Source organism: Haloferax marinisediminis (genome assembly GCF_009674585.1).
Taxonomy (GTDB): Archaea; Halobacteriota; Halobacteria; order Halobacteriales; family Haloferacaceae; genus Haloferax; species Haloferax marinisediminis.
Genome location: NZ_WKJP01000001.1, coordinates 2107477 through 2119880 on the forward strand (window position 1 = coordinate 2107477; position 12404 = coordinate 2119880).

13 protein-coding genes are annotated in these 12404 nt (G+C 61.5%); 5 read left to right on the forward strand and 8 right to left on the reverse strand.

Annotated features, from left to right (window positions below; translation table 11 throughout):
- Window positions 1–35 precede the first annotated feature (35 nt).
- From GJR98_RS10930 to GJR98_RS10945, 5 genes are all read right to left on the reverse strand, one after another.
- Window positions 36–971 carry a phosphotransferase family protein gene (locus GJR98_RS10930; RefSeq protein ID WP_151138364.1) on the reverse strand — a complete coding sequence of 312 codons (936 nt, stop codon included), beginning with the start codon at window positions 969–971 and terminating at the stop codon, window positions 36–38.
- Between the two features lie 45 nt (window positions 972–1016).
- Window positions 1017–1694, reverse strand: a complete 678-nt coding sequence (locus tag GJR98_RS10935) for an HAD family hydrolase (protein ID WP_151138366.1) — start codon at window positions 1692–1694, stop codon at window positions 1017–1019.
- A gap of 145 nt (window positions 1695–1839) precedes the next feature.
- Window positions 1840–1968, reverse strand: coding sequence for a hypothetical protein (locus GJR98_RS17835; protein ID WP_255518422.1), 129 nt, complete (start codon window positions 1966–1968; stop codon window positions 1840–1842).
- A 62-nt stretch (window positions 1969–2030) separates the two neighbouring features.
- The gene (locus GJR98_RS10940) at window positions 2031–3185 is read right to left on the reverse strand and encodes an acyl-CoA dehydrogenase family protein (RefSeq protein ID WP_151138369.1); all 1155 of its coding nucleotides are present in this window, start codon (window positions 3183–3185) and stop codon (window positions 2031–2033) included.
- 156 nt (window positions 3186–3341) lie between these two features.
- Window positions 3342–4505, reverse strand: a complete 1164-nt coding sequence (locus tag GJR98_RS10945) for a helix-turn-helix transcriptional regulator (protein ID WP_151138371.1) — start codon at window positions 4503–4505, stop codon at window positions 3342–3344.
- A 247-nt stretch (window positions 4506–4752) separates the two neighbouring features.
- Between GJR98_RS10945 and GJR98_RS10950 the strand changes: the two genes are divergently transcribed.
- The 5 genes from GJR98_RS10950 to GJR98_RS10970 all read left to right on the forward strand — a co-directional run bounded on the left by GJR98_RS10950 (window position 4753) and on the right by GJR98_RS10970 (window position 9812).
- Window positions 4753–6012 (forward strand): DUF7096 domain-containing protein, encoded by a 1260-nt coding sequence (locus GJR98_RS10950; RefSeq protein WP_154269732.1) that lies wholly within the window; start codon window positions 4753–4755, stop codon window positions 6010–6012.
- 45 nt (window positions 6013–6057) lie between these two features.
- Window positions 6058–6834, forward strand: a complete 777-nt coding sequence (locus GJR98_RS10955; protein ID WP_151138374.1) for a DUF7345 domain-containing protein — start codon at window positions 6058–6060, stop codon at window positions 6832–6834.
- A 97-nt stretch (window positions 6835–6931) separates the two neighbouring features.
- A complete protein-coding gene (locus GJR98_RS10960) occupies window positions 6932–7576 on the forward strand; it encodes an SOUL family heme-binding protein (RefSeq protein WP_151138376.1) in 645 nt (214 codons plus the stop codon).
- Window positions 7577–7660: 84 nt separating this feature from the next.
- Entirely contained in the window at window positions 7661–8956 is a 1296-nt protein-coding gene (locus GJR98_RS10965) for an MFS transporter (protein WP_151138378.1), read from the forward strand.
- Window positions 8940–9812: a polymer-forming cytoskeletal protein gene (locus tag GJR98_RS10970; protein WP_151138380.1), complete on the forward strand. Its 873-nt coding sequence runs from the start codon at window positions 8940–8942 to the stop codon at window positions 9810–9812. The genes GJR98_RS10965 and GJR98_RS10970 overlap by 17 nt, the downstream gene beginning before the upstream one ends.
- A gap of 27 nt (window positions 9813–9839) precedes the next feature.
- Here the strand turns inward: GJR98_RS10970 and GJR98_RS10975 are convergent, their stop codons facing one another.
- The 3 genes from GJR98_RS10975 to GJR98_RS10985 form a co-directional block, all read right to left on the reverse strand.
- Window positions 9840–10973, reverse strand: coding sequence for an NAD(P)/FAD-dependent oxidoreductase (locus GJR98_RS10975; RefSeq protein WP_151138382.1), 1134 nt, complete (start codon window positions 10971–10973; stop codon window positions 9840–9842).
- Window positions 10974–11065: 92 nt separating this feature from the next.
- Complete coding sequence (mvaD, locus tag GJR98_RS10980) at window positions 11066–12040, reverse strand: phosphomevalonate decarboxylase MvaD (protein ID WP_151138384.1); 975 nt, start codon at window positions 12038–12040, stop codon at window positions 11066–11068.
- A gap of 170 nt (window positions 12041–12210) precedes the next feature.
- Window positions 12211–12357: a hypothetical protein gene (locus GJR98_RS10985; RefSeq protein WP_154269733.1), complete on the reverse strand. Its 147-nt coding sequence runs from the start codon at window positions 12355–12357 to the stop codon at window positions 12211–12213.
- Window positions 12358–12404 lie beyond the last annotated feature (47 nt).

Here is a 12404-nt window from a genome sequence, read left to right on the forward strand (position 1 = left end):
ACCGTCCAACCCCCCGAGAACCGCCGTACCGACGCCTACAACAGGGATTCGAGTCGCTGTCGGTGAAACGACACGGCACGAGCTCCGGTTTGCTCTGGATAGCCGGGTCGCGTCACCTCACCGGTCGAATCGACCGCCGACCGGAGGACGGCCGCGACTCGGTAGATGGGGTCGACAGTCGGATACGGCCGAACTGCGTCGTAACCATCGCGGAACGCCCGTCGAAGTGGCGTGCCATCAGAAACGTACCAGTCGGCGACGAGGTGTTCGACTTTTGCGACAGCCAACTCCGGCACAGCAGCGAGGGGGTCACCCCAGTCGAGGACTGCAGTGACGCCGTCTCCACCGACTAGCGCATTCCCGGGTCTGAGGTCCCACGGATACAGACTGGCGGGCGGACGCTCGGGCAGTGACGCAGTTTCGACGGTCTCGATGAGTTGGTCTCGAATCGAGTCGAAGGCAGGTGGCAAGGCGTCGATTCCACTGTGGGCGTACGCCGAGAACCACGCCTGCCAATCGGTCGATTCAGCGACCCGGAACTCGACGGTAGCACCACGCGTGTCGGCGGTTACTGGCCCGTAGCCATCGAACGCGAATGTTTCGTGGAGTTCAGCGAGTCCGCGGCCGAAGGTACGAGCGAGAGACTGTTGTTCCTCCTCGTCGAGGTGGACGAACCGTTCGTGAAGTTCGTCTCCGGTCGCTCGTTCGACCACCGCGTATCCTCGGTCGGCAACAGTCCCAGTCGCCAGAACCTGTGGGACCGGAATCGACGTTCGGTCGCCGACCGCCTGTGCGAGGGCGGTTTCGAGACGAACTGCGTCGACGTCGGCCGAGAGTTGGACCACGACTGCACCACCGTCGCTAAAGTCGACGATTGCTGTTTGCTTGTGATTCCCGCGCTGTGCCGGCGTCACCGACGCAACCGGACGGTCTGGGAACTCGCGTGCCAGCACGGCCGCAACGTGGTCCATCGCACTCCCATAGGTCCGAGACAGACAAAGGCACATCGAAGGGTACTACCTCGGGTCGAGGATGTCGGCGAACTCGTGGAGCGTCGAGAGGACGAACTCTGGTGAGTACGACCCAGTCTCGACGGTGTCTCGTTCGCGCGGGCACCACGCCGCGTCGAGTCCGGCACCGTGCGCCCCGCCGACGTCGAATTCGAGTGAGTCGCCCACGTGGAGACTCGCTGCTGGGGGGACGTCGAGTGTTCCGAGTGCCCGGTCGAACGGATCCGGATGCGGTTTGCGGCGTGGCATGTCGCCAGCGTAGACGATGACGTCGAACGCGTCGGTGATGTCGAGGGCGTCGAGTTTGACCGACTGTCGTCGTTCGGGCCCGTTCGTCACGAGTCCGACGTGGCCGTGGTCGCGGGCGGTGTCGAGGGCCGCACGAGCACCCGGCCGAAACGAGACGGCCGTGTGGTCGACAGTCTCGATGAAGCCACGGGCCAACGCGCGTGTGTCGACCGCCCGTTCGTACTGAGTAGCGACGCGGTCGAATCCCGCGGCGAGATACGATTCCGGATCGGTGGGGTGCGGTGGCCCATCGAGTGCCTGCCAGAGGTCCGATGGCTCTCCGAATCGGTCGATACCGGCAACAGAGAACGCTCCGGTGTAGATGGTCTCGCTGTCTTGGTCGTTCTGGATGAGTGTCCCGTCGAGGTCGAACAGAATCGCGTCGAAAGATGCCACCCCCGAACTAGGTGTGTGGAGGATAAAACGTTCGTCCTGACGTGTTGTGCGTCCGTTACGAACCTGGAGTTGGCTCGGTACGAAGCGAGAACACAGAGTCGTTACGATGCTGCCACTTGCTCGTTTCGAAGCGGCCACAGACTCGTCACGGGGAGACGTCGCCGTCTAACTCGTGATACTCCCAGACGTGGTCTTTCAGTTCTTCTTCCGTGGCGAAGTGGTCGTCACACAGGTCACAGGTGAACTCGTCTTCGGAATCGTCTCGGGTACTCATGTGAAGAAATTGACGTTCAAACGGCTTAACGATGCGTCTCTGCTCGACGGTGAGCGAGGGGCTTAGAAGCCCTTGCCGAGCAGTTCGCGGGCGATGATGGTCTTTTGAATCTCCGTGGTGCCCTCGTAGATTTGCGTAATCTTCGAGTCGCGGTAGAGACGCTCGACGTCGTGGTCGTTGACGAATCCAGCGCCACCGTGAATCTGGACAGCCTCGTCGGCGACGTCGGTCGCGACGTTCGAAGCGAACTCCTTCGCCATCGACGCGAGTGCCGTCAACTGCCCTTCGTCGTTGTCGACGCTCCACGCGGACTTGTAGGTCAGTTGGCGGGCCGCCTCGGTCTTGGTGTGCATCTCGGCGAGTTTGTGCTGGATGGCCTGGAAGTCACTGATGGAGCGACCGAACTGCTCGCGCTCTTTCGCGTAGGCGAGTGCCTGTTCGCAGGCACCTTTGGCGATACCGACACCCTGTGCGGCGACGGCCGTCCGGGTCTCGTCGAAGAACTGCATGAGTTGGAGGAAGCCCATCCCGCGGGTGCCGACGAGGTTCTCTTCGGGCACGCGAACGTCGTCGAGGATGAGTTCGGCAGTGTCGCTGGCGCGGATACCCATCTTCCCCGTGATTTTGTCGGCCGAGAAGCCGTCTCGGTCGGATTCGACGATAATCTGGGAGAATCCGGAGTAGCGGTCGTCGGCGTCAGGGTCGGTCTGGCACATGACGACGAAGTAGTCACCGACGCTCCCGTTGGTAATCCACATCTTGTTGCCGTTGAGGACCCACTCGTCACCGTCTTTCTCGGCGCGCGTCTTCACGGAGGTCACGTCGGACCCGGCCTGTGGTTCACTGATGGCCGCACCCATGACGGACTCACCATCGACGATGGGCGGTAGGTACTCCTCTTTCTGTTCTTCGGTCCCGAAGGCGATGATGGCTTCCGCACCGAACCCGGCGCTCGTGATACAGAGGCCGATACCGGGGTCGACTGCGAACAGTTCCTCGGTGACGAGCGCGTTCTCCAGCGACGAGTAGCCGACGCCACCGTACTCGACTGGGAAGTGCGCCCCGGTCAGACCCATCTTGGCCGCTTTCTCGACGATGTCGTAGGGGTACTTCTCTTCGACGTCGTACTCGCTCGCGACGGGAGCGATCTCGTTCTCGGCGAATCGGCGAACCTCGTCTCGGATGGCTCGCTGTTCGTCTGAGAGATTGAAGTCCATGATTGATAAACACAAACGTGACCAATAATGTTTGTCACACTCGGAACAACGGAGAACGAATTGAAACGAAACGCAGTTTGGGAGTGTACTACTGGATAGTGGTGAGCGGCCGAAACTCGCCACTTCGTGTGAACTCCCCGACTCGGAAAACTGCGGCTAAATCTCGGTGTCAGTCTCGTCGTCGTCCGATTCGGCGACGAGGTCGATGACGTTCTCACGCCCCAACCGGAGTTTCTCGATGGTTCCGTCGTCTTCCATCCGTGAGAGGACCCGCGACACTTTCGACTTCGACCAGTCGAGTTCCGTCACCACGTCCTTTTGCCGAACTCGACCGCCTGATGCTTGGAGAAGGGTTCGAACACGGTCTTCGTCGGTCACGATCGAACTTGTTCCGAGTGTCGTCTCGGCACCGCGATGGGCTTCGTCGCGTGGTCGACTGCTGTCGTCAGGTGTGACTGTGGTTTGCACACCGCCTGTGTCGGTCGCTCCTGACCGATTTGCGTCGGTGTCGTTGTCGAGTTGTGCGTCATCGTTGGAATGGGCGGAGTCGTTCGAATCGCTGTTCGACCGTCGCCACCAGACACCGGCCGCCACGAGACCAACGAGAAATACAGCGCCCAGTGGCCCGGCGAGAGACCCGTCGCCATCGCCGTTCGACTGCGTCGACGTCGTCATATTACTCGCTTCCTCGGGCGGTTTCGGTTCGAAGACCACTCGTGGTTCCCCGTCGGCGAACGATTCGGGGCCGTCCCACGTCAGGACGCCATCGTCACGCTCGACTGGACTTGGTGTCGCAGAAACGACGTGGTAGCCAGCAGGAGCAACGACTTCGAGTGAGTCGTTTTCGGCGATGAACAGGCCGCTCTCGAAGACGTCACCCACGACGAGTTGTCCGTCTGTGTCGGCGGCGAAGTTGGTCCAGTGGAATCGGTACGTGACGACGCCCCACTGGCGTGGGAGCGACTGGAGACTCGTCGACGCCTCGAACCCTGTCGCGGTCATCTGCCGACCGGTGGCCTCACTGGCTGCACCGACGGTTCCGTTGATTCGTTCCGAAAAGGGGTCGAGATACGCGCCCGTGTCGTTTTCGAACCGCTGTTGAAACGAACGATATTCGGTCTCGTCTGTGGGCGTCCGCAATCGAGTCCAAATCTGTAACTCCCACGTCGCCGTCGAGTTTTCGTGGAGTTCGATGCGGAGGACAGTCGTATCGACGTCAGGTTGCGTCTGTGCGCGGGCACCGTCGGTGAATACGACTCCACCGATGAGACTCAGGACGACAACGAGGGCAACCACGAACTGCGCGTACGACCGAGCCATCTCGCTGAGTTCGGGTACCGGCGATACCTAGATAAATGACGTGGACCGTTTCTCGGTTTTGAGAGGCACTCTGTTGCTGTCAGTCCAGCAGTGGTGAGTGTCACGGAGAACACTCGAATCCGTGAAATTCAGCGGATACAACGGTTTGAAACGGTTTGAAACGGTCTGGGACGACTCGGGAAACACCGAGAAACACCGCCACCGTTCTCCCGGTTTATGGGGGTTCCACCGTGATTGCCGAGCAACGATGCTCCGGAAAATACTCACAGTACTGCTCGTCGGTGCCCTGGTTGCCGGTGTTGTTGCACCGTCAGCCGTGGCGACGACCGCACCTCCTGACGAGACCGTCGAACCCACTGCGCTCGACTCGGGCGCCGGCTGGTTCGCAGCGAACAACACGACGGCGAACACCACGTCATCCGGCTCGTCGAACGACTCGAATTCGTCGAACGGAACGGTCACGGTGACCGTCGGTCAGCAACTCTCCACAATCGTCTCACAGACGGACAGTGAAGTCCGAACGGAAGTCGAAGAGAGTGCCTTCGAAGTTCGATTCGAAGCGAGCGATGACGACGAACAGGCCGAGGCCATCAGCGAACGAGCGGAGGAGCTCGCAGAGCGCGCCGAGGAGATTCGTGAGGAGTACGAAGAAGTCACCGAGGCGTACGAATCTGGCGAGATAAGCCGGTCTGCGTACGCCCAACGCATCGCGACGCTGAACGCCCGCAGTGAACAGCTCACCTCCAGCATCGCTCGCCTCGACGCACGTTCGGACAACGTCTCGAACACGAGTCTGCAGACGGCTGGATTCAACGAATCCGAACTCGAGACGATTAACAACTCACTCGAATCTGTCACGGGCACCGGTGCGAGAGCCCTGCTCTTGCGTTTCACCGGCCTCAGCGAGGGTGAAATAGAAATCGAATCGGAGAACGGACTCTCCATCGAAGTCGAAAGCGAGGACGGCGAACAGTCGCGTGAAATCGAACGTGACCGTGACGACGACCACAACTTCACGGTCGACCAATCGGCCGCGCTCGACACGGCACGCGACGAACTCGGGACGCCTCCGACCGGGTCGTGGTCCCTCATCGAGAGTGACAAACACACCGACTCGGGCTACTACGAGTTCGAGTTCGAACTCACCGGGACGAACTCCACTGGCGATGCAGAGGTCCGCGTCGATGGGTCGTCTGGAACGGTCTTCCGCCTCGAATCCGAGATCGAATCGCCTGACGAGGACGACGAAGAGGACGAAATAGAAGAGGAAGAAGAGGAAGAAGATGACGAGAAAGACGACGACGAAGTAGAGGAAGAAGACGACGAGAAGGAAGAAGAGGAAGAAGAGAAAGATGACGAGAAAGACGACGACGAAGTAGAGGAAGAAGAGGAAGAAGACGACGAGAAGGAAGAAGAGGAAGAAGAGGAAGAAGAAGAGGAAGACGACGACGAAGTTGAGACGGACGAACCAGATGAGGAAGAAACGGACACACCTGACAGTGAGTAGCCAAAGCGCGCTCTTCACACGAGGTCGACGGGGTGGTGACGAGTGATGTCACCCGACGGTCGAACTCGGACTATCTGCCTCCTCGTCGCAGGATTGGTCGTTGCCACCGCGTTGACCGGGTCGGTAACTGCCCTGTCGAGTTCTACTGGGACTGGTCAGCACGACGCGGTTGACTCGAGGACTGGCCTGTCGTCGACGGTGGTGAGCAACGACACGTCAGCGTTCGTCGTTGCACTCTCACCCAACGGGTCTGCTCGCGTGACGCTCCGTCTCACCTACGACCTGACGGCGGAAGAAGAACGAGCTGGGTTCGAGCGTCTCGAAGCGAACGCCTCGGAGTTTGCCACGTCGTACGCGACACGACTGAAACCCCTCGCTGCACGCGCATCGAACGAGACTGGCCGAGAGATGGCCATCCGCGACCAGACCGCACAGTTCTCCGAACTGGGGTCGACAGGCGTCGTCGAACTGTCTGTGACGTGGACGAACGTTGCGACACACCGCGATGGACGAATCGTCCTCGCCGAACCCTTCGATACCGGGTTCAATCCAGACCGACCGTTCGTCGTTCGCGCCCCAGAAGGGTACGAACTCGCGTCCGCATCTCCGAGTCCGAACGTGAGGTCACCGAGTGAGGTGGCGTGGAACACGAGCGAACAGCTCGACGGAGTTTCGGTCGCGTTCGAGACCACGGAGTCGGGCGAGGACCAGTCAACTGGGACGACCACGTCCTCCACAGAGATGCCGGTTGGGGCGGCCCCAGTCCTCGCAGTTCTCGGCGTGATGGGTCTGTTCGCTGTCCGTGGGCGACGCCGCGGTTGACCGTCCGGTTTGAACCAGCGGTCTTCACTGACTCACGAGCCACCTTTTTCGTCCGTTTTGCCGAACCTGTCTTACCGTTCGCTGACGTATCCTGTCCATGAAACGCCGCACAAAGGTTCTCCTCGTGGGTCTCGGCATCGCCCTGACTGCCACAGCGCTCTCCCGGGCGTCCCGTTCCACCGACACCGAGACGGTTCCCTACACGGTCATCGAGACGATAGACGGCGTCGAGATTCGACAGTATCCGACGACAGTGACCGTCGAGACGACTGCCAAGAACACCGGCGTGGCGTTTCAGCGACTCTTTGGCTACATCTCGGGCGCAAATCAGCGTCGCGAAGAAGTTTCGATGACGGCCCCGGTGGCGACCAAGACTGGTGAGAAGATTCCGATGACCGCCCCAGTGGCCACCGACACGACCGAGCGTGGCGTGCAGATGGCGTTCTACCTCCCCGAGGCGTACGACTACGACAGCGCGCCGCGACCGACCAACCCTGACGTCGAACTCGTCGAACACTCCGCACGAACGCTCGCCGTCCGCCAGTTCTCGTGGTACGCAACTGGAGACAGAACCCGGCGAGAAATCGATTCGTTGCTGGAGACGCTCGCAGACAACGGCGTCACCACCGCTGGCGTCCCGTTCCTCATGCAGTACGACCCGCCGTCGACGCTGCCGTTCTTCCGGACGAACGAAGTCGCAGTCGAGATTCAGCGACGAGAACAGGGGCAGGGGACCACGTAACGCCGGGGGGAGCGCCCCGGAGATAACGTGGCCGGGGGAACGCTGAGTCACAATTTATCAGTTGAGCGACCGAACGGCGACTCGATGAGTATCGTAACCGCCGTCCGACGAGGTGACTGGCACGCCGTCTTTGGGTACGCGTTCTTCGTCGCACTTCTCACCGGCGGCTACTACTACAACGTCACGTTCGTCCAACTCGGCCTGTTGGACCTCGGGACGCGACTCGTTGGCTTGTCAGAGACGGCAGTTTCGTGGTGGATGGCGACGCTCGCGCTCGTGACGCTCGCCACCGCGGTCGTCTTCGGTGTCACGATGGACCGGCAGCGCTGGTCGTCGTCCCTGCACGCGAAACTCAGAATTCTGTTCGGCGTCGTCGTCGCGCAGGTGCTTCTCACGTCTGTTGCACCGTTCGTCCGAACTGCTCCCCAGTTCGGCGCGTGGATTATCCTCGCCTCGATTTCGATGGGCGTTGGATTTCCGGCGACGTTCGCGTTGACGATTGACTTCGTTGCGGTGCGTGACCGTGGTGCGGTTGCAGCGGCGGCGACAGCCCTGACGTACTTCTTGGCCAACGTCTATCCACTCGAATGGAGCATCGAGTCGTTTAGTCAGGTCGTCGTCGCTGCGATGGTGCCCGGTGTCGTCCTCCTCGGTGTTCTCGTGTTCAGGCCACCGCGGTTCCTCGACCGACTCGCACACCAACACGAACGGTTCGGAGTGGGGAGATTCTGCCAGTCCGGCCGCGTTTCGATGCGAGAGGCGGCGTTTCTCGTGCCACTGGTGTTGATGTTCGGTGTGTTCTTCATCGACAGCCTCGGATTCCTTCGAATCCTCGACACGCCCTCGTTGGTACTCGCGTCGTGGCAGTCGCCCGAGTTCTCGGTTCACCTGACCTTGGCCGTCGTCCACGTCGTCGGCGCGGTGATGGCTGGCGTTCTGTACACGACGTTCGACCGGCGAGTCCTCTTTCTCGCGACGTTCGGGTTGTTCTCCTTTACCCACCTGCTGTACACGTTCGACATCCGCATCGCGATGTGGTTCCCGTCGCTCTCGACCGGACCGAGTTCACCGTTGAACCCGGTGTTCTACGCGCTCGCGGTCAGTTTCTACACGACACTCAACTTCGCGCTCTGGCCCGACCTCTCGACACCGGAGACGATTGGCACGCACTCGGCAATCGGTATCGGTCTCGCTGGGTTCCTCTCGACGTTTCTGAGCACTGCACTCGCGTTGTACTTTCAGAGCACGTCGGTGACGCTCCTCGACCACCTGAATCTCGTGAACGCGCTCGCACTACTGCTGTTCGTCGGCCTCACGGTCGGCGTGTACGTCGGACGAATGCACACACTCTGGGAGGGACGCCATGGCGAACCCAATTGAACTGATTCCACTCCTCGTCGTGGTGTTCCTCCTCGTCGGGGTCCAAGGTGGCACGGTCGAATCGATGGAAATCGTCACCGACGGAACCCACACTGTCTCCGAGATTCCCGACGTGTACGTCGTCGGTGGCGGGGCGGTGACGATACCGAACGACACCTCGGTGTCGGGGTCAGTGTACGTCATCGGGGGTACTGCCGACGTGGCGGGGACGATAGACGGCGACGTGACTCAGTTGAGCGGGAATCTGTCGTTCGCGTCGTCGGCCGTCGTCACCGGTCCCACGCAGTACATCGCCGGGTCGCTTGCCGTCGCCGACGGCGCGGAACTCGAATCGTTGACGACTGCCGAGACGCTGGCAGCGAACTCGCCGACATCCGGGAGGGGACCAGCGTTCGCAGCGATACAGACGCTCGCACTCGCACTCGCGGCGGCGCTTCTCGTTCGGCGATTCGAGTTCGCCTTCGCCACGGTCGGGCGAGCGGTCACGTCCCACCCCGTCGTGAGCGGTGTCGTCGGCCTCTTGGTCACCGCCACGTCGCTCGCGCTCGTCGTGTTCATGGCGATGACGATTATCCTCATCCCGGTGAGTATCCTCGGCGTCGGCGTCGGCGCACTGACGGTGGCCTACGGCTACCTCGTCTTCGGCTATCTCGTCGGCCAACGCATACCTATCGACCGCCCGGACCGTGCGTCAGCAGTCGGTGTCGTCGTGGTTGCGGTCACGTTCGAACTTATCGGCGCAGTTCCGGTCGTCGGGAGTGCGGTACAACTCGTTCTTCTCGTCGTGGCTCTCGGCGCTGTCCTCGTGACGTACTTCGGTCTCCGAGAGTTCGAACCGGTGTCGTTGCCACCGTGAAAAACGACGTGCTGCGCGGTGGCGCGCTCAGGCGTTCATCTCTTCTTCGACGAGCGTCACCGCCCGTGAGACCGCGCCGACCGACGTGAGGTGGCCCGCACCGACAGTCGCTTTCATCGCCTTCGCGGCGCTTCCACGGAAGATGCTCGGTCCGACCTGTGCGACTGCTCCGTCGCCGACCGACACAATCCACCCCGGAACCTCGAACCGATACGGTTTCGGACGCGGTGGGAAGTCGTCAGGGTCGCCGTACTGTTCGTAGCCAACTTGCTTTGCGATGTTCCGGGCGACGACCTTCGCTTCACGGAGCGCCGCAGACCCACTTGCGGGGACGGGTTCTCCATCGGCATCGATGGCTCGCGCGGCATCGCCGACGACGAACGTTCTGTCGTCGAGTCGGAGGTCGGCTCTGACTGTGGGACGTTCATCCCCCATGGCCTCGTCACCGGTTATCCCGCCGGTCCAGACGAGCATGTCGTAGTCGATGTCGCCAGTGTCGGTCTCGACGGTCGAGGCCGTGACAGACTGGACTGTCGTCTCGGTCCGAAGCTCGATGCCTCGGTCCAGTAACTCGTCTCGGACTGCTCGCTGGAACTCCTCGGAGAACGCCGGCGCGACGGTATCTAACTGTTCGACGAGGACGATATCCGTGTGGGCACCTTCCTCGTCGCGGAGCGCCGCGAGTTCGCCGGCAACCTGGATGCCCGAGAGGCCAGCACCGCCAACGACGACTGTACCGCCATCGTCGCAGTCGTCGAAGAACTTCGCGCGGATTGTCTCGGCGTGTTCGAGGCGCTTGAGCGGGAGTGCGTGCGCTTCGAGGCCGGGGATGCCGTAGTAGTTGGTCTCTGCACCGAGACAGATGGCGCAGTAGTCGTACGCGAGGGACTCTCCCTCGGCGAGGTGAACGCGTCGAGACTCGGTGTCTACGTTCGTCACGCGGTCGACGACCACCTCGGCACGAGTCAGTGCCTCGTCCAGTGGCACTTGAATCGGGTCGGCGATGGACGGACGCCGAATCGCCCGGTGGACTTCGTGTTGGACGAGGTGATACTGGGAGTCGTTCACCACGGTCAAATCGGCGTCGGCGGGGAGTCGGCGTTCGAGTTCACGGGCGAGTGTGAGGCCCGCGTACCCGGCACCGAGTACCAGGACACGCATGTCTCTCATGTCGGGCGCGAGAGAAAAGAGGGTGACGGCGTCGGAAGGTGTGACGGCGTCAGCCCGTCAGTACCGGCGCTCGTCGGTCGCAGTTAGAACAGCGCTTCGGAGTCGTCGAGAACCTCGGCGGGACCGCCGACCGTCCAGACGTCGGTCTCGACGTCACAGTCGGCGACGACTTCCTCGACACGGTCGACGTATTCGGCCGTCGTGTTGACGTAGACGCTGGCGCCCGTGTCAGTCGAGAAGTAGACCGGGATGTCCTCTTCTTTGCGGAGTTGGCGGACGGCGTTGAACACGGCAATCGTGCGCGGTTGCCAGTAGACCCACCCGGCGGGACCAGTCATCGTGGTCGCCGCGAGCGACAGCGAGTCGTGTTCGGCGAGTTCGAAGGCGGCGTCGAAGTCGGCGTCGTACAGCGCATCACGCATGTCGTCGATTTGGGCGTGGATGTGAGCCATCCGCGCTTGGAACATGTGGCTGTCTTCGGCCTCGGCGTGTGCCTGTTCGGTCTCCTTGTACGCGGGAACGTGGGCGGCGACGATGCGCAGGTCGTCTTCGAGGTCGGTCTCGATGCGCTCCGACCGGCAGTCGGTGTTGTTCATCCCCGAGTAGAGAATCGAGACGGCACCCGTGACGGCGCGAGCGGCGGAGGCCGACCCGAGACGGGCGATAGTCGAGATTTCGGGGTGTGTCAGGTCGAGGCCGGCCGCCTCGGAGAGTGCCGTCGCCGCGGCGGCGAACCCAGATGCCGACGACCCGAATCCGATGTTCGAGGGGAAGGAGTTCTCACTCTCCAGTCGAACGCGGTGGTCGAAGCCAGCGAGCTCACGCACTCGGTCGACAACAGACTGGATGCGCTCTGCACCGCGCCCGTCGACTTCCTCGCCACCGATGACGTAGACGTCCTCGTCGGCGTCCGGGAGGAATTCGACCGTCGTCTTCGTGTGACTCGGTGCAGTACAGACGCTGATGCTGTCGTGGTACGGCATCCTGCGCTCCGTGTCTCGCATCCCGTGATACTTCACGAGGCCCTGAATTGGGTGGGCCTTGGCGGTGGCCTTCATGTTCGAAAGGCCGTCAGACTGGGGGTTAAACGTCCCGATAGGTGTCGAACGTTCGAATCCACAAAAACGGGTGGTGCCTCCGGCGCAAGGGTGCCGGAGACGGTTGGTTGTACAGTGGTAGGAGCGCTACTGACTCCAAACAGTAGCGGTGATGGTTGTGCTCGAGGTGGTTATTCTTCGTCGCTGTCTAACTCGTTGCCGCGTTCCCAGACGTTCGTGACGCTCTCACCTGTCGGTGGTGTGTGGCTGATGTCTCGCATCGTCGGTTTCGGTCGGTTGTCTGCGTTCATCGTGTTTGCCTTGCTACTTCCTACCACGATTCGAAGATAAGCGTTTCGCCGATATTATATTACGACTTATTAGC

Bases quoted from the DNA above. Each gene is read 5' to 3' on its own strand.
- GJR98_RS10955 (WP_151138374.1), top strand. From the start codon at position 6,058: ATGTCACCCGACGGTCGAACTCGGACTATCTGCCTCCTCGTCGCAGGA.
- mvaD (WP_151138384.1), bottom strand. From the start codon at position 12,040: ATGAAGGCCACCGCCAAGGCCCACCCAATTCAGGGCCTCGTGAAGTAT.
- GJR98_RS10960 (WP_151138376.1), top strand. From the start codon at position 6,932: ATGAAACGCCGCACAAAGGTTCTCCTCGTGGGTCTCGGCATCGCCCTG.
- GJR98_RS10930 (WP_151138364.1), bottom strand. From the start codon at position 971: ATGGACCACGTTGCGGCCGTGCTGGCACGCGAGTTCCCAGACCGTCCG.
- GJR98_RS10950 (WP_154269732.1), top strand. From the start codon at position 4,753: ATGCTCCGGAAAATACTCACAGTACTGCTCGTCGGTGCCCTGGTTGCC.
- GJR98_RS10940 (WP_151138369.1), bottom strand. From the start codon at position 3,185: ATGGACTTCAATCTCTCAGACGAACAGCGAGCCATCCGAGACGAGGTT.
- GJR98_RS10975 (WP_151138382.1), bottom strand. From the start codon at position 10,973: ATGCGTGTCCTGGTACTCGGTGCCGGGTACGCGGGCCTCACACTCGCC.
- GJR98_RS17835 (WP_255518422.1), bottom strand. From the start codon at position 1,968: ATGAGTACCCGAGACGATTCCGAAGACGAGTTCACCTGTGACCTGTGT.
- GJR98_RS10970 (WP_151138380.1), top strand. From the start codon at position 8,940: ATGGCGAACCCAATTGAACTGATTCCACTCCTCGTCGTGGTGTTCCTC.
- GJR98_RS10965 (WP_151138378.1), top strand. From the start codon at position 7,661: ATGAGTATCGTAACCGCCGTCCGACGAGGTGACTGGCACGCCGTCTTT.
- GJR98_RS10945 (WP_151138371.1), bottom strand. From the start codon at position 4,505: ATGGCTCGGTCGTACGCGCAGTTCGTGGTTGCCCTCGTTGTCGTCCTG.